General features: G+C 54.0%; 20 protein-coding genes. 18 read left to right on the plus strand and 2 right to left on the minus strand.

Annotated features, from left to right (window positions below):
- Positions 1–154: 154 nt before the first annotated feature.
- From argS to M9H61_RS03845, 14 genes are all read left to right on the plus strand, one after another.
- Entirely contained in the window at positions 155–1906 is a 1752-nt protein-coding gene (gene argS, locus M9H61_RS03780) for an arginine--tRNA ligase (protein ID WP_250283479.1), read from the plus strand.
- Positions 1907–1909: 3 nt separating this feature from the next.
- On the plus strand, positions 1910–2827 hold the full coding sequence (locus M9H61_RS03785) for an SPOR domain-containing protein (RefSeq protein ID WP_250283481.1): 918 nt from the start codon (positions 1910–1912) through the stop codon (positions 2825–2827).
- Positions 2814–3884, plus strand: a complete 1071-nt coding sequence (gene nagZ / locus M9H61_RS03790; protein WP_250283483.1) for a beta-N-acetylhexosaminidase — start codon at positions 2814–2816, stop codon at positions 3882–3884. Before M9H61_RS03785 ends, nagZ begins: the two co-directional genes overlap by 14 nt.
- On the plus strand, positions 3881–4564 hold the full coding sequence (locus M9H61_RS03795; protein WP_250283486.1) for a site-2 protease family protein: 684 nt from the start codon (positions 3881–3883) through the stop codon (positions 4562–4564). Before nagZ ends, M9H61_RS03795 begins: the two co-directional genes overlap by 4 nt.
- Positions 4565–4602: 38 nt before the next feature.
- Complete coding sequence (locus M9H61_RS03800; protein WP_068519126.1) at positions 4603–5475, plus strand: ScpA family protein; 873 nt, start codon at positions 4603–4605, stop codon at positions 5473–5475.
- A gap of 16 nt (positions 5476–5491) precedes the next feature.
- Positions 5492–6298 carry an SMC-Scp complex subunit ScpB gene (scpB, locus tag M9H61_RS03805; protein WP_250283487.1) on the plus strand — a complete coding sequence of 269 codons (807 nt, stop codon included), beginning with the start codon at positions 5492–5494 and terminating at the stop codon, positions 6296–6298.
- A gap of 105 nt (positions 6299–6403) precedes the next feature.
- Positions 6404–7447, plus strand: coding sequence for an ABC transporter ATP-binding protein (locus M9H61_RS03810; protein ID WP_250283489.1), 1044 nt, complete (start codon positions 6404–6406; stop codon positions 7445–7447).
- A gap of 105 nt (positions 7448–7552) precedes the next feature.
- The gene (gene tatA / locus M9H61_RS03815; protein ID WP_318271661.1) at positions 7553–7852 is read left to right on the plus strand and encodes a twin-arginine translocase TatA/TatE family subunit; all 300 of its coding nucleotides are present in this window, start codon (positions 7553–7555) and stop codon (positions 7850–7852) included.
- A 35-nt stretch (positions 7853–7887) separates the two neighbouring features.
- Positions 7888–8292, plus strand: a complete 405-nt coding sequence (gene tatB / locus M9H61_RS03820) for a Sec-independent protein translocase protein TatB (protein WP_068519122.1) — start codon at positions 7888–7890, stop codon at positions 8290–8292.
- 2 nt (positions 8293–8294) lie between these two features.
- Positions 8295–9269, plus strand: coding sequence for a twin-arginine translocase subunit TatC (gene tatC, locus M9H61_RS03825; RefSeq protein WP_371922224.1), 975 nt, complete (start codon positions 8295–8297; stop codon positions 9267–9269).
- A 99-nt stretch (positions 9270–9368) separates the two neighbouring features.
- A complete protein-coding gene (serS, locus tag M9H61_RS03830) occupies positions 9369–10643 on the plus strand; it encodes a serine--tRNA ligase (protein ID WP_250283491.1) in 1275 nt (424 codons plus the stop codon).
- A 12-nt stretch (positions 10644–10655) separates the two neighbouring features.
- The gene (surE, locus tag M9H61_RS03835; protein WP_250283493.1) at positions 10656–11423 is read left to right on the plus strand and encodes a 5'/3'-nucleotidase SurE; all 768 of its coding nucleotides are present in this window, start codon (positions 10656–10658) and stop codon (positions 11421–11423) included.
- Positions 11424–11434: 11 nt separating this feature from the next.
- Positions 11435–12073 (plus strand): protein-L-isoaspartate(D-aspartate) O-methyltransferase, encoded by a 639-nt coding sequence (locus M9H61_RS03840; protein WP_371833729.1) that lies wholly within the window; start codon positions 11435–11437, stop codon positions 12071–12073.
- Between the two features lie 168 nt (positions 12074–12241).
- A complete protein-coding gene (locus tag M9H61_RS03845) occupies positions 12242–13213 on the plus strand; it encodes a peptidoglycan DD-metalloendopeptidase family protein (protein ID WP_250283495.1) in 972 nt (323 codons plus the stop codon).
- A 63-nt stretch (positions 13214–13276) separates the two neighbouring features.
- Here the strand turns inward: M9H61_RS03845 and M9H61_RS03850 are convergent, their stop codons facing one another.
- Positions 13277–14140 (minus strand): ATP-binding protein, encoded by an 864-nt coding sequence (locus M9H61_RS03850; protein WP_068519117.1) that lies wholly within the window; start codon positions 14138–14140, stop codon positions 13277–13279.
- Between the two features lie 361 nt (positions 14141–14501).
- Here M9H61_RS03850 and yajC point away from each other — a divergent pair, with 361 nt between their 5' ends.
- From yajC to M9H61_RS03870, 4 genes are all read left to right on the plus strand, one after another.
- On the plus strand, positions 14502–14870 hold the full coding sequence (gene yajC, locus M9H61_RS03855; RefSeq protein WP_250283496.1) for a preprotein translocase subunit YajC: 369 nt from the start codon (positions 14502–14504) through the stop codon (positions 14868–14870).
- 143 nt (positions 14871–15013) lie between these two features.
- Complete coding sequence (gene secD, locus M9H61_RS03860; RefSeq protein ID WP_068519114.1) at positions 15014–16588, plus strand: protein translocase subunit SecD; 1575 nt, start codon at positions 15014–15016, stop codon at positions 16586–16588.
- A gap of 19 nt (positions 16589–16607) precedes the next feature.
- On the plus strand, positions 16608–17537 hold the full coding sequence (gene secF, locus M9H61_RS03865) for a protein translocase subunit SecF (RefSeq protein ID WP_250283498.1): 930 nt from the start codon (positions 16608–16610) through the stop codon (positions 17535–17537).
- Between the two features lie 126 nt (positions 17538–17663).
- Positions 17664–18044, plus strand: coding sequence for an Mth938-like domain-containing protein (locus tag M9H61_RS03870; protein WP_228195429.1), 381 nt, complete (start codon positions 17664–17666; stop codon positions 18042–18044).
- Positions 18045–18049: 5 nt separating this feature from the next.
- On the opposite strand, the gene M9H61_RS03875 is transcribed toward M9H61_RS03870, so the two are convergent.
- Positions 18050–19402: an NAD(P)-binding protein gene (locus M9H61_RS03875; RefSeq protein ID WP_250283499.1), complete on the minus strand. Its 1353-nt coding sequence runs from the start codon at positions 19400–19402 to the stop codon at positions 18050–18052.
- Positions 19403–19504 lie beyond the last annotated feature (102 nt).

The raw sequence follows: 19504 nt of genomic DNA on the forward strand, positions 1-19504 counted from the left end.
TATTTAAGTCACTATTTAGCGCGCATGGCTGAAATGTCAAAACCTGTAATCACTCTAATCAAGGGTGACTTGCGTTTTGGGGCGAAATGGCTCAAAACAGGCGCCAGTCAAAAGGCCCGCTGGGTCAAAACCAGAAAATGCAAAGTTCAAAGTCATGAATGTTTTCAGCCTGTTGAAAAGCGACATCGAGAACCAGCTTCTCGCCCTTGAAAAAGATGGTGTTCTTCCCGCCGGAAGCGACACTTCTCGTGTGACGGTGGAACCGCCGCGCGATGCGTCTCATGGGGATGCGGCCACCAATGCCGCCATGTTGCTGTCAAAGGCAGCTGGCATGAAACCGCGTGATCTTGCTGAAAAGCTTGCTGAAAAATTGCGCGAGATCGACCACATCGAAAATGTCGAAATCGCCGGGCCGGGCTTTATCAACCTGCGAATGGCGGACCGCTTTTGGTTGTCACAGATTTCCAAGGCGCTCGAACTCGGGACCGCGTATGGTCAGAGTGACCTGGGCAAAGGCGAAAAGATCAATGTCGAATATGTCTCGGCAAACCCGACCGGGCCGATGCATGTAGGGCATTGCCGTGGCGCTGTTGTCGGCGACGTTCTGGCAAACCTGCTGGCCAAGGCAGGCTATGCGGTCACCAAGGAATATTACACCAACGATGCTGGCGCACAGGTTGACGTTCTTGCCCGGTCCCTGCATCTGCGTTATCGCGAGGCGCTTGGCGAAGATATCGGCGAAATCCCGCAAGGTCTGTATCCGGGCGACTACCTGGTTGAGCCGGGCCAGAAAATGGCAAAGCGTGATGGCAACAAGTGGGTAAATGCACCCGAAGAAGAATGGCTTGAGGAATTCCGCGCTTTTGCCATCGTCGAGATGATGGCCCTGATCAAGGAAGACCTGCGTCTTCTTGGCGTTTCTCATGACGTGTTCACATCCGAGGATGGGTTGGTTAAAGCAGGCAAGGTTCAGGCGGCTTTCGAACATCTTGAGAAAAAAGGTGACATCTATGTCGGTGTTCTTGAACCGCCGAAAGGCAAGAAGCCCGACGATTGGGAACCGCGTCCGCAAACATTGTTCCGTGCGACCGATTTTGGGGATGATGTTGACCGTCCGCTTAAAAAGTCGGATGGCAGCTGGACCTATTTTGCATCTGACATTGCCTATCACTTTGACAAGTATGAGCGCGGCTTTAACTTGATGATCGACATTTTCGGTGCCGATCACGGTGGCTATGTCAAACGCATGAAGGCCGCAACCAAGGCGATCACCGGTGGCGAGGGCGACCTTGATGTCAAACTGTGTCAGTTGGTCAGTCTGTTTGACAATGGCGAACCGGTCAAAATGTCCAAACGAGCCGGCACGTTCGTCACCCTGCGGGATGTGGTCGAGCGTGTTGGCAAGGATGTCGTGCGGTTCATCATGTTGACCCGTAAAAACGATGCCGCACTTGAATTCGACTTTGCCAAGGTGACCGAGCAGTCAAAAGACAACCCGGTATTCTATGTGCAATATGCCCATGCGCGGGTGAATTCGGTGTTCCGTCAGGCTGCCGAAGCATTCCCGGATCAGGACTTCTCGCCGGAATCCTTGATGAATGCGGATCTTAGCCAGCTTTCGAGTGACGAAGAAAAACTTCTGGTCCGTCGTATGGCGGAATGGCCGCGTATTGTTGAACAGGCTGCCGTCGCGCACGAGCCGCATCGAATTGCCTTTTTCCTGACAGAAATTGCAGCAGAATTCCATGCTTTGTGGAACAAGGGACGTGACAACACGGCGCTGCGCTTCATCGTTGCGGATGATCTGGCAGCGACTCTGGCACGTCTTGCAATGATCCGTGCGGTTGCGACCGTGATCGCATCGGGTCTTGAGGTGCTTGGCGTCAAGCCTGTCGAGGAGATGTAAGATATGAACGAAGAACACGGCCGTGGCCTTCATGCAGAACGCGCAACCCACTATCGGGCTGAAAAGCCAGGGCGCAAAAGCATGCTAAAAGGGGCGATTACCGTGTTCTTCGGTCTGGCTGTGGTGGCAGGCGGGCTTGGCGGTGCCGGGTACTGGTTCTATCACCAAGGCCAGCCGATCCAGGATGATGGCAAATTGCCAATCCTTTTGCCTGATCCGTCGCCGATCAAAATCCGCCCCGATGATCCCGGGGGGATGGAAGTGCCACATCGCAACACCACGGTTTATGATCAACTCAATGACGTTGATCCCGATGCGAATGTGGTTTTGCAGGAACTTCCCGATATGCCGCGTGCACCGGAAGTCATAAGATCCCAGCCGGCGACCGGCGAGACCGTTGAGGTCCCCGTCGCCGACAATGCGCAATCAGAGACGGGCGAGGGTGGCGATAGCCCGACTGTCGAAGGGAACGCAGTGTCGGCGTCCAATGACGCAGCGCGACCAAATAACGCCCCCGCGGCAGAGCCAAGCGTAAATGCGCCAGAAATTTCCGAACCGGAATTGACAGATGCGCAAAAGGCAATCGCCGCAGCAACCGCACGCGAAACCAAAGCAGCACCTGCCAAACCAGCGTCTGGGGATACGCCAGCATCGGCAAACGCGGTTTCGACGAATGATTTTCGCATTCAGCTGGCTTCGGTGCGCGATGAAAATGGCGCGGCTGCCGAATGGAAAAGATTATCATCGAAAAACAAAGACTTGCTTGGTAGTCTTCAGATGTTCGTGCAGCGTACGGATCTTGGTGACAAGGGCGTATTCTATCGCTTGCAGGCAGGGCCATTGGCCGATGCAACTGCGGCAGAAAAGCTGTGTGGTGATTTGAAACAACGCAATGTGGGGTGCCTCATTGTCCGGCCTTGAAGTCAAAAAACCGCGCGCCTGTATTCTGGGTGTTGGCGGGACCGAGTTAAGCAACTGGGAAAAGGGATTCTTCCGCGAAGCTGATCCCTATGGCTTTATTCTGTTTGCCCGCAATGTCGAAGATCGCAACCAGATCCGTGCGTTGACGTCTGCATTGCGTGATACGGTTGGAAACAGCAATATTCCGATCTTTGTCGATCAGGAAGGCGGGCGCGTCATGCGCCTGAAGCCGCCACATTGGCGCAAAATACCCGCGGCTGGCGTGTTTGGGGAACTGTTTGATCGAAACCCCGAAGACGCGCGCGAGGCGGCCTATATCAATGCACGTCTGATGGCAATGGATCTGCGGGAAGCAGGTTTTAACACAACCTGCGCACCGGTTCTTGATTTGCGGTTTCCTGGCATGAGTGACGTTGTCGGCGACCGTTCTTATGGCGCAGATGTCACAAAGGTGGTTACACTGGCCAGTGCGGTTGCGGCAGGCTTGCTTGACGGTGCAATCGCGCCCGTAATTAAACATATTCCCGGACATGGTCGGGCCGCTGTTGACAGCCACAAGGACCTGCCGGTCGTATCGGCATCGCACGACACCCTAAGCCAGCTTGATTTCGCGCCGTTCGTACAGATGAAAGATGTGTTGGCGGCCATGTCGGCGCATTTGCTGTTTACAGCGATCGACGATCAGCGACCGGGGACCGTTTCCCCGAAGGTCATCAATGATGTCATCAGAACCGAAATCGGGTTTGAAAATCTGTTGATCAGCGATGATTTGTCCATGGAGGCCCTTGGCGGGTCGATTGCCAGCCGCACTCATGAATGTCTGCATGCCGGATGTGATATTGCGCTTCATTGCAACGGCAAACGGACCGAGATGGAAGAAGTGGTTTCCATGGCACCGCTGCTGTCCGGTGCGGGATTGGTTCGCGCGCAAACATTCACCAACCAGATTGCCGCATTCAAGCCCGACGTGCCGTCATCGACACAGGTGATCGATTGGCGGGTCCGCTTGGCGGACTTGCTTGCACCGGTTTGGCAGGCCGAGGACACAGCCAAGTGAACGACATTGTTGAATTGATTGTATCGGCATCAACCTGGGTCATTCCGGTTTTGCTGGCGGTGACGTTGCACGAGGCCGCACACGGGTTTGCCGCCAAGCTGTTCGGGGATGATACTGCGCAGCGGATGGGACGGCTTAGCCTGAACCCGATCCGCCATATTGATCCGGTCGGCACCATTTTGATCCCGGGGCTTTTGCTGATAACGGCCGCACCATTCCTGTTCGGCTATGCCAAGCCGGTTCCGGTGGCATTTCACCGCCTGCACCCACAACGGCTTGGCATCATTGGCGTTGCGGTTGCCGGTCCGGCAACGAATGTGTTGCTTGCCATTATCTCGATCCTTCTTCTGGTGTGGTTGCCCGACTTTTCGCCATCAATCAATCAATGGCTTGGTACCACGCTTAACCAATCGATTTGGCTGAACTGCATTTTGGCGGTTTTTAATATGTTGCCGATCCCGCCGCTTGATGGTGGGCGGGTTCTGACGGCAATTTCCCCGATGCCGGTTGCACGGGTCTTGGCGCGTATGGAAAAAACCGGCATGATCATTTTGATCGGCTTGGTCTTTTTGCTGCCATACGTGACCGGCAAGCTTGGGGTTGACCTACCGATTTTTCAGTGGCTGGTGCTTGAACCGGCCAATGCGCTGGTGCGGCTTCTGGCAAATATTTTCGCCTGATACAGGATCAGCGAAGGACAGGGGACAGTCAGGGACAGATGGCAGACCAATTCGAATTGGAAATCCCGGACGAGGTGTTTGACAAGAAGCCCGTCGATGAAGACGGGCCGAGCCTTGCCGAACGCCTGATCCTTGATCTTGACGGGTTTGAAGGCCCGCTTGATGTTCTGCTTGAACTTGCACGTGATCAGAAAGTCGACATCATCAAGATTTCGATCCTTGCGCTGGCTGAACAATATCTTGAATTTATCAGAACCGCACAGGGTTTGCGTCTTGAACTGGCGGCAGACTATCTGGTGATGGCGGCCTGGCTTGCCTATCTGAAATCGCGGTTGCTGCTGCCCAAGCAGGAAAATGACGACGAAGAGCTTAGTGCCGAAGAAATGGCAGAGCTCCTTGCATTCCAGCTCAAACGGCTTGAGGCAATGAAGGCCGCGGGCGAAAAGTTGCTTGAACGTCCAAACCTTGGCCGTGACTTTTTCGCGCGCGGCGCCCCGGAAGAAGTACGGGTCACCACGGCATCTGTCTATGACGCGTCGCTTTATGATCTGTTGAAGTCATATGCCCGCATCATGCTGACATCCGAAAGCAAGACACTCGAAATCGAGGCATTTGACCTTTATGCGATGGATGATGCCATTCAGCGCCTGCGTGATCTGTTTGGTCGGCGCGTCGTGCCGACATGGACCAAATTGCTTGAATTCATGCCACGCGGCCTTGGATCGCCCTTGAAGGCACGATCGGCACTGGCCGCGCATTTTGTCGCCAGCCTTGAAATGTGTCGCGATGGCGAACTTGAAATTTCACAAGAAGAAGTCTTCGGGCCGATTTTGTTGCGCTCGCCGCAAAAACGCCGTGACGGGGATATGGACAGACCAATTGCGTCAGACGACGATTTGATTCGGGATTGAGGGGCAGGGATATTTGATGAGCAATGACGCACAGCTTGAAATCCAGGGTGTGGAAACAACACCCGAAATTGATTTCCAACATGTCCGTATTGTCGAGGCCGTCCTGTTTGCATCAGCCGAGCCGGTCAGCGAACGCGTGATTGCCGCCCGATTGCCAGAGGGCACGGACGTATCGGCCATTCTGGCGACCTTGTCGGAAACCTATGCCGCGCGGGGGATTAACCTTAATCGTGTCGGGGAAAAATGGGCATTCCGAACCGCTGTCGATCTTGCCGGTGACCTTCATATTGAAGTCGAAAAAGCCAAAAAAATGACGCGCGCGACGCTCGAGACGCTGGCGATCATCGCCTATCATGAGCCGGTAACCCGTTCGGAAATCGAAGAAATTCGTGGCGTCGCCTTGTCCAAGGGCACACTTGATATCCTGCTTGAAGCGCGCTGGATCCGTCCGCGCGGGCGTAAACGCGTGCCGGGTCGTCCGGTTCTGTGGGCGACAACTGATGATTTTCTTGATCATTTTGGTCTGGAAAGTCGCGATGATCTGCCGGGGCTTGCCGATCTCAAGGCTGCCGGGTTGCTTGACAGCCGTCCGGGTATGGGACGTTACGGCGCAAGTTCAGATGACGATGTATTGCCAGATCTGGTCGATGATGGCGAAGTGACCGATGCGGTCGTTGAGGAGGCGCTTACGACGCGCAACCTCGAAGATCTTGATGAAACGATTTATTCCGACAATCCCAACCTGCTTGATGATGCGGAACGTTCAGCCACCAAGTCACCTGCTGCTGATGATGTTGATTCGCCGGATGATGATCTGAATTGATCCATCTGCTTGCATCCTGCGGGCGGGGACCTTAAATTTCAGAAAGATTTCGCCAATCATTTGCATCTTCGGGTGCATGGCCACTGCAACAAGAAGAGAATTTGAATGACCGACGGCCTTAAGATGTCGAACGTCTCGCACATGTTCGGGAAAAACCGGGTATTGCGGGATGTCAGTTTCGATGTCGCCCCTGGGGAATTAGTCTGTCTGCTGGGACCGTCGGGCTGTGGGAAAACGACCGCACTTCGACTTGCCGCCGGACTTGAAAAATTACAGGTCGGCGAGATTTCGGTCAGTGATCAGGTGGTTGCGCGCCCCGGTGAATATGTCGAACCGGAAAAGCGCGGGGTTGGCATGGTCTTTCAGGATTACGCGCTGTTTCCCCATTTGAATGTCGCGAAAAACATCGCCTTTGGTTTGCGTCATTTTTCCGAACAGGATCGGTCAACTGCTGTCAAAAGGGCGCTTGATCAGGTCGGTATGTCCGACTACGAACATGCCTTCCCGCATGAATTGTCAGGTGGTCAACAGCAACGCATTGCGCTTGCGCGGGCATTGGCACCCACACCGCGCATCATGTTGCTTGATGAACCGTTTTCCGGACTCGATGTCGCGCGTCGTGCTGACTTGCGCGATACCACACTGCACGTTTTGAAAAATGCCGGCATTGCGACGGTTATGGTTACCCATGATCCGCAGGAAGCCATGTATATGGCGGACCGCATCATCATCATGAATGAAGGTCAGATCATGCAGGACGGCACGCCGGAAACCCTTTATTTCCGTCCTGAAAGCCGGTTTGTTGCGTCCTTCTTTGGTGAAGTGAACCATTTTCCGTCCGTTGTTGCCAATGGCAGTGTGAAAACCCCGGTCGGGGTGCTTGATGATGTCGGCCTTGCGGATGGTACGGATGTTGACGTGCTGATCCGGCCCGAAGGGCTTCATATCGGTGATGCGGTCAACGGTCATGACATTCTGGCAAATGTCGATGCCGTGCGCGCATTGGGCGAGGTCAATCTGATGCACCTTACCCTTCATTCCGGCGGTCACATCCATGCCCGCGTGCCGCGGCGTTTTTCGACATTAAATCAGAAATCGGTCGCTATAACGCTTGATCCCGAGATGACCTTCGTGTTTCCTATGTCTTGATAAGACGAACTGCCGGGTTGACAAAAATCAAGGCAGGCTGTCGGATCAGGTATAATTAACAGGTGTATGTGATCACGGTTATTAACCCAACCGTCGCATTGCACAGTGGGGGGCTTTCTGCCATTATCCGAGCATATCGCCGGAAGGCAGAATGGATCTTTGGAGATTGAAGTTATGGGTATTGGCGTTTGGCAAATCGTTCTGATTCTTGCGATTGTCCTGATCATCTTCGGTGCTGGTAAATTGCCGAAAGTGATGGGTGACATGGGCAAAGGCATCAAGAGCTTCAAAGCGGGCATCAACGAAAAAGAAGAAGATGCAGCCGCATCGGCCAAGACCATTGAAAACACGACCTCTGCATCGGTTTCATCCGAGAGCAAAGACAAGGATTCCGTGAAATCCTGATCGTCTGTCGGATTTCCTTCAGATAGGCGTGTCAAATGTTTGATATCGGCTGGACCGAAATGGCTCTTGTGGCCGTCGTCGCGTTGTTCGTCGTCGGCCCCAAAGAGCTTCCTCATCTTCTTTACAAGTTGGCGGGCTACTGGAAAAAAGTGCGTGGCATGGCGCGCGAGTTCCAAAGTGGCATTGATGACATCATCCGCGAGGCCGAACTCGATGATCTGCGCAAGCAGGTCAGCAGTGCGCCGACCAGTGGATCCGACTTCCTTGAAAAAAGCATTGGCGCTCCCAAAGGCGACGAGAAGGCAAAAGACACCAAGGCAAAACCGGCCGATGCCAAGGCAGACACAAAGTCTGAACCCAAAGCGGATGCCGAAAAGCCTGTTGCCAAATCTGCGGCTGGAGAGAGCAAAAAGAACGACCACCCGGAGAGCCAGGCGTGAACATGCAATCGCATGACAAACAGATGCCAATCATGGAGCATCTGATAGAGCTGCGGAACCGCCTGACTTGGGCGGTTCTGGCTTTGTTTATTACCTTTGCGGTTTGCTATTATTTCGTCGAGGACATTTACGGTTTCCTCGTCAGGCCACTGGCAAACGAGATGGGCCCGGATCGCCGCATGATCTATACGGCGCTGACAGAAGTGTTCTTCACCTATGTCAAAGTGTCCTTCTTTGCGGCCTGTTTTGTTTCTGCACCGGTATTTCTGGGGCAGTTGTGGGCCTTTGTCGCCCCGGGGCTTTATAAAAACGAACGGTCGGCATTTTTGCCGTTCCTGTTTGCGACCCCGGTTCTGTTCCTGATGGGCGGGGCGCTTGTTTATTACTTCATCATGCCGCTTGCCTGGAAATTCTTCCTGAGTTTCGAGCATGCGGGCGACGGATCGGGACTTGCCATTCAGCTTGAAGCCAAGGTGGGCGAGTATCTGTCGCTGGTCATGAAGCTGATTTTTGCGTTCGGACTTTGCTTCCAGTTGCCTGTTTTGCTTACACTTATGGCACGCGCGGGCATTGTGACGGCCGACGGATTGGCGCGGCGACGCAAATATGCGGTTGTGATCGCGTTTGTGTTTGCGGCAATTTTGACGCCGCCTGATCTGATTTCCCAGGTTGGTCTCGGTATTCCGATCATTATTCTTTATGAAATTTCGATCGTCATGGCGCGGATTTCCGAGCGCAAGAAGCGTCAGACGGCCGAAGACGATGACGACGATGAAGATGATCTGTCAGAAGATGAGGCGTCCGAAAATGCGCAAGAAGGCACGGCTGACAGTGTGGATGAGCAGGCGGCCGCCGCGGCATCTTATGATGACGGCCAGGCATCCTTGACAGACACGTCATCAGCAAAGCCTTCCTCCCAAATTGCGGGACCATCGCAACGTGATGATGGTGAAGACGATTTCAATAACGCGCGCTAGTTGGAATTGTGATCCCGAAACGTCTGATTTGGTGGGGTGGACCTTGTGTTCACCCCATCGTATAAAGCCACAAATATTTGACTGACAGGGTGCTGTTCAATGCACGACATTAAATGGATTCGGGAGAATCCCGAGGCTTTTGACGCAGCAATGGCTGCACGCAAACAGGAAATTACCGCGGAACGTCTGATGAATATCGACGTCGAGCGCCGCAAACTGATGACAGAACATCAGGAAATGCTGGCGCGCCGCAAGGCCATTTCCGGCGAGATCGGCATGCTTCGCAAGAAAGGCGAGAATGCCGACGACCTGATGGCCGAAATGGGCACGCTCAAAGACAAGATCAAGGAAGCCGAAGACGGGCAGGCCGCCCTGAACGAACAGCTTGATCTGTTGCTGTCATCTTTTGCCAATATTCTTGATCCGGAAGTGCCGGTTGGCGATGACGAAGATGACAATGTCGAAGTGAATCGCTGGGGCACACCGGCAGAATTCGATTTCAAGCCGCTTGAGCATTTCGAAATTGGCGAAAAGCTTGGCATGATGGACTTCGAAACCGCAGCAAAACTGTCGGGGTCGCGGTTTGTCATTTTGCGTGGCGGTCTGGCAAAGCTTGAACGTGCTTTGGCACAGTTCATGATCGACCTTCACACCAGCGAACACGGTTACGAAGAAACCGTAACGCCGATGCTGGTGCGTGATGACGCCATGTTTGGCACCGGACAGTTGCCGAAATTCGCCGAGGATTCGTTTAAAACCACCAATGACTACTGGCTGATCCCGACATCGGAAGTCACCCTGACCAATCAGGTTGCCGGCGACATCATTGATCAGGCAAAATTGCCGCTGCGCTATACCGCGCTGACGCAATGCTTCCGTTCCGAAGCAGGGTCGGCTGGCCGTGATACGCGTGGCATGATCCGTCAGCATCAGTTTTCAAAGGTAGAAATGGTTTCGATCGTCGAGGCAGAAAAGTCTGACGAGGAACTGACCCGCAAGACACGCTGTGCGGAAACCGTCCTTGAACGCCTTGGTCTGCCGTACCGTACGGTCATCCTGTGCACCGGCGATATCGGGTTCTCGGCATGCAAGACCTATGACATCGAAGTCTGGTTGCCGGGGCAGGGACGTTATCGCGAAATTTCGTCATGTTCGAACACCCGTGACTTTCAGGCACGCCGCATGAATGCCCGCTACCGTGCCGCTGGTGACAAGAAAACCCAGTTTGTTCATACATTGAACGGTTCTGGGCTTGCGGTTGGACGTTGCCTGATTGCAGTGATGGAAAACTATCAGCAGGCAGACGGTTCGATCCGGGTTCCGGACGCGCTCAAGCCCTATATGGGCGGTCTCGAGGTTATTTCCCCGCGCTAAGGCAAAACCGGCATGATTGATCTGACCAACGCACGTATCCTGATCAGCAATGATGACGGCATTGATGCACCGGGGATCAAGCTGCTTGAACGTCTTGCGCGGGAATTCTCCGATGACGTCTGGGTCATCGCTCCGTCAATCGAACAAAGCGGCGCAGGTCATTCATTGACCCTGCGCCGTCCTTTGCGCATTCACAAGCGCGATGAACGCCATTTTGCCGTCGATGGCACGCCGACAGACTGCGTTCTTCTGGGCTTGCAGCAGGTAATGCGTGACAGCCCGCCAGACATTGTTCTTTCCGGTATTAACCGCGGCGGAAACCTTGGCGAAGATGTGACCTATTCGGGGACCGTCGCAGCCGCGATGGAAGCAACATTGCTGAATGTTCCGGCCATCGCATTTTCCCAGTATTTCTCCGGCGAGATGATCGACTGGACCATCGCGGAAAAATATCTGAAGGATGTTGCAGCAACACTGGTCAAAAATACCTGGCCCAAAGGTGTTCTGATCAACGTCAACTTCCCCGAGCACGAAGCACCCGGCGGTGCTTCTGTCAAGATTTCCAAGCAGGGACAGCGCAACATCGGCGATCATATTGCCGAACGTCTTGATCCGCGTGGTGAACCATATTACTGGATCGGTGCCATCCGGTCGGAATTGCCTGAAGATCCGTCTGCTGATCTGCGCGTCATTGAACAGGGCAATATTTCGGTCACCCCGATCAGCCTTGATTTCACCCATTACGAGACTTTTGACAACCTGACGAAAGCTTTCCCGTGAACGAGCCGGTCATTACACGTGAATCAAAAATAGCCGATTTGCTTCAGACGCTTCGCCATGACGGCATTCATGACGAGGCAGTTTTGCGTGCATTGGCGGAAGTCCCGCGCGAGTCATTTGTTGCCGAGCCGTTTGTTGATCGTGCTTGGGAAAATGTTGCTCTTCCGATCAGCAAGGGCCAAACGATTTCGCAGCCCTATATCGTGGCACTGATGACGCAGGCGCTTGAGCTAAATGACCGTATGAAGGTTCTTGAGGTCGGCACCGGATCAGGATACCAGGCCGCCATTCTGGCCAAGCTGGCGCGCCGTGTTTATACGCTTGAACGGCACAAGCCGCTTTTGCGTCAGGCAGAAGAACAGTTCCGTGCGCTTGGCTTGCACACCATTTCTACCCTTCATGGTGACGGGGGACTTGGGTGGAAAAACCAGGCACCGTTTGATCGTATCATTGTCACGGCTGCGGCCCAGGATGTGCCGCCGGTATTGGTGGATCAGCTTGCGGTTGGTGGGATCATGGTGGTGCCAGTGGGTGAAGTGTCACATACGCAGCTGCTATTGCGTGTGTTGCGCACCCCAAGCGGGGTTGAAGTCACCGAATTGATGCCTGTGCGCTTTGTCCCGATGTTGCCCGGCACAGAAGAATTCTAGAACAAATTCACCGAATATCGGGTCAAATCGCAAGCTTGCTTACCGATTGTTAACGGCTGTTCGCAGACAATCGTTAACATGATGGAAAATTGTGTCAAATTTGCTGTTCATAGCGGAAAACGACTGCTGCTTGTCTGTGCGACAAGCGCGGCGCTGAGTGGCTGTTTGTTGAATTCCGTCCCTGTGCCGGTGGTCTATGGCGACGGGGCAAGCTACAGCCCCTATAGCATGCCCAAACTCCAAAACGGAGAACGGGTGATTACTGTGGAACCCGGCGATACGGTATCCGAACTGGCAACACGGTATCGCACGGACTTTACTCAGTTTGCTGCCCGGAACAACCTTAGAAAACCCTATGTCATTTATCCGGGCCAGCGGCTTGTATTGCCGCCATGGACGCCAGATTATGACAGTTCGCCGCGAACCAGCGTCGCATCACGCATATCGACTTCGTCGCCGACGAAAACAGTAACGATTGGTGGCCAAAGACAGGTGGTCAGCATCCCGCTTGAAAAAGACACTTCGTCCTCAGCGTCACGATCGACTGTTCAAACACAGGTCGCCCGTGTCGCCCCCAGAGAAGGCGGGAATATCCCAACACCCGGGATCAAGCCGCAAGACTTTGCCGCGGATGCACAACGCGAAATCGCCTCCACACGCAGTTGGGTCACAGATACCCGACCGACACCGGTTGCCGGTGAAGGAAGCGACACTCGCAAGAATGTGGTGATTGCCGAGCCGGCCGATCGCAAAGGCTTCATCTGGCCGGTGCAAGGGAAGGTGGTCCTGAAATACGGGGCCGGCACGGGTGGTCTGTTTAATGACGGGATCAACATTCAGGCCAATCGCGGGACGCCAATCCTTGCAGCCGAAAATGGTGTTGTGACCTATGTCGGGAACGAGTTGCGCGGTTTCGGGAACCTGATCCTGATCAAGCATGCTGACAATTTTGTCACGGCCTATGCCCATACCGAAAACCCGCTGGTGGCGCGCGGCGATGTTGTTGAACGTGGGCAGCGGATCTCAAGTGTCGGCACAACCGGCGCTGTGACATTCCCGCAGCTTCATTTTGAAGTTCGCAACGGGCGCAAGTCATCAGACCCGTTGAAATATCTGCCAAGCGTCATGGTTTCCAGATAGCAAAACACCCGGACAAAGATCCGGGTGTTTTTTGATGTGGCACCAAAGCGCTTGTGCACCGGCTTAGTCGAGCGACTTGCCAAGTTCACCGGCAATTTCCTGAATAAACTGCCATGCAACGCGGCCCGAACGGCTGCCGCGGGTAACGGTCCATTCCTTGGCCCGTGCGTGCAGTTCTTCAACCGGCATATCGAGGTTGAATTCCTTTGCGTAGCCTTCGATGATTTCGAAATAGACGTCCTGGGAAATGTTGTGGAAGCCAAGCCACAGACCAAAGCGGTCCGACAGTGAAACCTTTTCCTCAACCGCTTCGGACGGGTTGATCGCGGTTGAACGTTCATTTTCAATCATGTCACGGGCCATAAGGTGACGGCGGTTTGACGTGGCATAGAAAATAACGTTCTTGGGACGGCCTTCAATTCCGCCTTCAAGCACTGCTTTCAGCGACTTGTAGCTTTCGTCCTGCATATCGAATGACAGGTCATCACAAAACAGGATCGTGCGGCGGCCACTTTGTTCAAGAATGTGAAGCAAGTCGGGCAGGCTGGGAATGTCTTCACGATGAATTTCCACCAGGGCCAAAGCGGCCGGACGTTCTGCGTTGATTTTAGCGTGCATCGCCTTGACGATGGAGCTTTTGCCCGTGCCGCGTGCGCCCCACAACAGGGCGTTGTTGGCTGGTAATCCGTCTGCAAAACGTTTCGTGTTGTTATACAGGATTTCCTTTTGCTGGCCGATGCCTTGCAGCAGCTCGATATCAATACGGTTGACGTTGCGCACCGGCTGCAAATAGCCGGTTTCGGCCTGCCATACAAAGGCGTCCGCCGCGCTCAGGTCATTTTCGGTTCGTGCAGGTGGGGCCATGCGTTCAAGTGCTGTTGCAATCCGTTCAAGCGTTGGCAGCAACTTATCGAAATCCGTACTCATCGAAGCCTCTTGGATGTGTGTTGTTTTTGGTGACACAAGGGACTGCGGAAAACCGGTTGCCGAAACGAATGACACGACACCAAGCCCGCACGTTACGTAGGGCAGGTCGCGCCATGGCCCGTTCAAGACGGGTGATCATTTCAGTCCTTGCATTAAAACAGACCCTGTTGGCGGGAAAACTAGCATACCGACTACCAAATGGAACAGCTTGTTACGGTCAGACCGGTTCGGGATCGAGGTGATCCAAACCACATGTTTTCCAATTTTCCGCCTTTATATCCGGTTCTTCCTTGCTTTGGCGTTGTACGCCGTTATATTCCGGCAGTTGATATTTTTTGTTCTGAGGAATTAGGAGTTCCTAATGTTTATTTCGACGGCTTACGCTCAGGCCGCTGGTGGTGCAGATGGTGCAGGCGCACTGATGCAGTTCGCACCGCTTATCCTGATTTTCGTTGTTTTCTATTTCCTGCTCATCCGTCCTCAGCAGAAAAAACAGAAAGAACATAAAGCAATGCTCGAGGCGATCCGCCGTGGCGACAAAATCGTCACCGCAGGTGGCCTGATCGGCACGGTTGCCAAAGTTGTTGGTGATGACGAGTTGTCCGTCGAGATTGCCGAAGGCGTAAAAGTCAAAGTGGCACGCGGCATGGTTTCGACAGTTCTGTCGAAAACCGAACCGGCCAAGAACGACGCCAAAGAAGAAAAAGAAGAAGAGACCAAAAAAGACTGATCTCTTCGCGCTAAGTGAGGCGGGGCACATGGCTCCGCCTTCTTGCATTTTACCGGTGGCCTGAAGCGGTACAAAATACCCGTTGTTCCAAGAACCTTGGAACCAGACCAAGGTTGACCCAGACAGATCCGGTCAAAGAACACATGCTTTATTTTACCAAATGGAAAGCAGCACTGGTCCTTCTGGTGTGTGCTTTGGGCGTGATATACGCCGCGCCAAACTTCCTGCCGTCGGGAACATTCCCGACCGAGGCAAGCTATTTGCCCGGCAAGCAGATTAATCTTGGCCTCGACCTTCGTGGCGGCTCGCATATGCTGCTTGAAGTCGATACGGACAGTGTCCTGCGTGAACGTTATGACGCACTTGCCGATACGATCCGCACCGACCTGCGCCAGGAACAGATCCGCAACCGCCCGCGCGAAGCAACCGCGAACGGTGCCGAGATCACCATCCTTAAACCTGAAGATGTGGAAAAAGCCCGCGAAATCGCCCGCGCAGCAGAACCCAATACGGAGCTGAGCGGCGAGGGGAACAACATCCACGTTACCTATAACGCTGTTGCCCGCAAGGAATTGATCGACCGTGCCATTGCGCAGTCACTTGAAGTGGTGCGTCGCCGTGTTGACGAACTTGGCACGACTGAACCGTCGATCCAGCGTCAGGGCGAAAATCGCATTGTTGTTCAGGTGCCCGGTCTTGATGACCCGTCGCGTTTGCGTGCGATCCTTGGCCGTACCGCCAAGATGAACTTCCATCTTGTGAATAACGAGAAAACGGCTGCTGAAGCCCGTGCAACCGGTCTTCCGCCGGGAACCATGATCCTGCCGGCTGCTGATGCGTCGGACAAGGCTGCTGGCATCCGCGAATATCTGATTGATCGTCGTATTGTCGTATCCGGGGATAATCTTGTTGATTCCCAGCCGACCTTCAGTGACGGTCGTCCTGTTGTATCGTTCCGCTTTGATGCGGCCGGTGGCGCCCGTTTCGGCGATGTCACCAGCAAGAATGCCGGGCGTGGCCTGGCAATTGTTCTCGATGGTGAAGTGATTTCCGCGCCGCGGATCAATGAACCGATCCTGGGCGGCAACGGCATCATCACCGGACAATTCAGCGTGCAGGAAGCCAACGATCTTTCATTGCTGCTGCGCGCTGGTGCATTGCCGGCCCCAATGCAGATCCTTGAAGAACGTTCTGTCGGTCCAGGCCTTGGTCAGGATTCAGTTGAAGCTGGCGAAATCGCGGCTGTTCTTGGTCTGGTGTTTGTTATTGCCTTCATGGTGATCAGCTATGGACGTTTTGGCATCTATGCCGACATCGCCCTGATGATGAACCTGATCCTTGTTTTGGCGGTGATGTCTGTCTTGCAGGCAACACTGACGCTGCCGGGGATTGCAGGTATCGTTCTGACGGTCGGTATGGCGGTTGATGCCAACGTTCTGATCTTTGAACGCATTCGCGAAGAACGTCGTAACGGCCGAACGATCATCAATTCGATTGATGCCGGTTATCGCAGTGCCATGTCGACCATTCTTGATGCGAACATCACGACGCTGATTGCGGCCCTGGTGCTGTTCAGCTTCGGCTCTGGCCCGATCAAGGGCTTTGCCGTGACGCTGGCCATCGGGATCATCACGTCGATGTTCTCGGCGATCTGGCTGACCCGTTTGATGATTTCCGTCTGGGTCAAGCGCAGCCGCCCGACGGAACTGGTACTTTGAGGAAGGGAACAGGGAAGATATGAAACCTTTGCATCTTATCCCGGATGACGTGAACATCCCGTTCCTCAAATTCCGGAAAATCTTTTACATCGTATCGATAGCGCTGGTTCTTGCATCTGCGGCACTGTTTGCGACCAAAGGCCTTAATTTCGGGATTGATTTCCGCGGGGGTATCCTGGTTGAGATCAAGACCGAAGGTCCGGCAGACATTAGCGGTTTGCGCGACAAGTTGGGCAGTCTTGGTCTTGGCGATGTCTCGATCCAGGAATTTGGGGCGGCTGACGATGTGTTGATCCAGCTCCAGCGTCAGGATGGTGACGAAAAGGCCCAGATGGCCGCATTGGCGAAAGTTACAGAAGCCCTTGGCGAAAATGTAACCATCCGTCGAAGCGAGCTCGTCGGCCCGAAAGTCGGTGACGAACTCAAGGAAGCCGGATTCTATTCGGTTGTGATCTCGCTTCTGCTGATCATGATCTATATCTGGTTCCGGTTTGAATGGCAGTTTGCTGTGGCGTCCGTTGTTGCGCTTTTGCATGACGTCGTGATCACGGTTGGCTTCTTTGTGATCACCGGTGTGCAGTTTGATCTGGCAACGCTGGCGGCGGTTTTGACGGTTGCAGGTTATTCGATCAACGATACGGTCGTTGTGTTTGACCGCATCCGTGAATATCTGCGCAAGTTCCGCAAAATGGAAATCCCGGATCTGCTTGATCTTTCGATCAACTCGACACTGTCGCGTACGACCATGACGTCGTTCACGACCTTGTTGGCGCTGATTGCGTTGTTTGCCTTTGGCGGTGAGGCGATCCGCGGTTTCACCATGGCGCTGATCTTTGGCATCGTGATCGGGACCTATTCATCGATTTGTGTGGCATCGCCACTACTGATTGTGTTGCGTCTCAAACGGAAAATTCCGGAAGCCGAAGAAGGTCAGGAAGCAAAAGCCTGATCGCTGATCGGATGATCTAGAATTTGCAAGAAGGCCGGGGATGTGCGAAAACGCCCCGGCCTTTTTCTTTTGGCTTTCTGCCTGAACCGGGTGGAAAACTGCGCACCAGACCATATGAGGATTGCCATGTCACTTGAAGTCAGCCCACTTGTTGCCGAAGGTCGCAATCTGGTGTCGAGTTACGGTGACGGTCTGTTCCGCTTTGGCGAAGAAACCGTCAATGGATCTGTCCTGCTGTTTCCGGAATCGATCTATTCCTGGAACGTCAAATCCATGGACGATATCACGGTCGACTCATTCGCCCGCGTGATCGAAAAAGCAGACGAGATCGAAATTCTGCTGCTTGGTATGGGCAGTCGACTGATGCCCGTGCCATTGGCGTGGCGCCACGCATTGAAGGAACATGGCATTGTGATCGAACCGATGGATACCGGTGCGGCATGCCGGACCTACAACGTTCTTGTCGCCGAAGCACGCCGCGTCGCCGCAGCCTTGATTGCGGTTTGATAAGGCTAGCCGCGCAGATAGTGCTGCAACTGATGGCGGACCTGCTTTACGCTGGCAAAAATTGCAGCAGGGCCCGGTGCATAGCCGATCGGGAACGATTCCCCGCACAGAAACAGGTTCTTCCACGGCAATCGCAAACGATCACGTAAAGCCGCATGGCCCGGGGTGAATTCCGGGAAGGGGGCCTCGGCATCGATGAAGCTGAATTTCGGGTGATCGATCCCGTCAGCATTCCGAGACCGTGCTTTCAGATCGACATTGAGATATTGATTGCATAACCAAAGACATCTTTGCCAGACCCGGGCAACAATCTGATCAGTGGTGCCGTCGGTCGGCATGTGAAAGCTGCTATTGAGGCTGACCTGCACGTGGCGGCGATGACAGTAGATTGCCCGGACAAGGTCGTCACTGACCAGAAGGCAACTTGGCTCGGCAAATGGCCGCCGCATTTCAAAGGCAACGGTCTGGCGGCGGGCTGGGGCCGGTGGAATGCCGATATCAGGCACCGCATCGCAAAGCGGCCGTGGATGCAGCGCCAGCACAACGGCGTCACCTGGTTTAAGAACCACCTGAATATCGTCATTAAACAGCAAGTCCGTTGCGAACTCCGAAGTGCTGTCAATGTCACCAAGTTTTGTGCGGGCCATTACTGTACCCCCCGCGGCAACAAATCGTTCGCGCAAGGTCGGAAGGGCAATGTCATTCAGGATGATCGGATCAATGGCCGAAAATACCGGTTCATGTGACTTTGAAAACAATGCGGATATTTTCGGAACAAGAACACGTGCCAACAGGGCGCGTGAACACCGGTGCGCCGGGATCGAAAACAATGTTTCTGCCAACACCGCCAATGCATCGCGATGGTATGTGCCGGGCTGGTTGGCCTGTTCGTCACTATCGAAGTCACCCGAAGACAGAACGTTATCAACCCGGCTTTCTTCACTGGCAAAGCGTTGCCGCGACAAACCCAGGGCAGTATAGGCGCGCGCGACAAAGCCAAGTCGCCGGGCAACAAGGGCACGCGCGATACCGTGATCAAGTGAAATAACGGCTGGTTTGCGCCGGCCTCGTTTAAGTCCGATCACGCAATGGGCTGGTCGGATCAGCTTTTTGGGAATTTCCGGGAAGCCGGCAAAATAATCGGCAACCAGTCCTTCGGGGTCATAGAAAATCTCGGGCTCGGCAGTTTTGTGGTTTTCAGGAGCGGTTTGCATGCCGCGCGTCCAACGGCTTTCAAACGGCTCGCCTTCGTCATAAAGGACGACTTCTGCACCATCTTCTGCCATCCGGGTTGCCAATGCCGCCCCGGCAAGGCCGCCGCCAACAACGTGAACTTTCCCAGACGTGAAGGATGCCATATGCCTGCGCCACTTTAATTGTTATACAAGGCCAGAATTAACTGGTTTGCACGTTATCGTGTCATTCGGTCTGACAAAATAACCTTAACAGCAGAACAGCTT

Origin of the sequence: Thalassospira sp. GO-4, assembly GCF_023588965.1 — a bacterium.
GTDB classification, from domain to species: domain Bacteria; phylum Pseudomonadota; class Alphaproteobacteria; order Rhodospirillales; family Thalassospiraceae; genus Thalassospira; species Thalassospira povalilytica.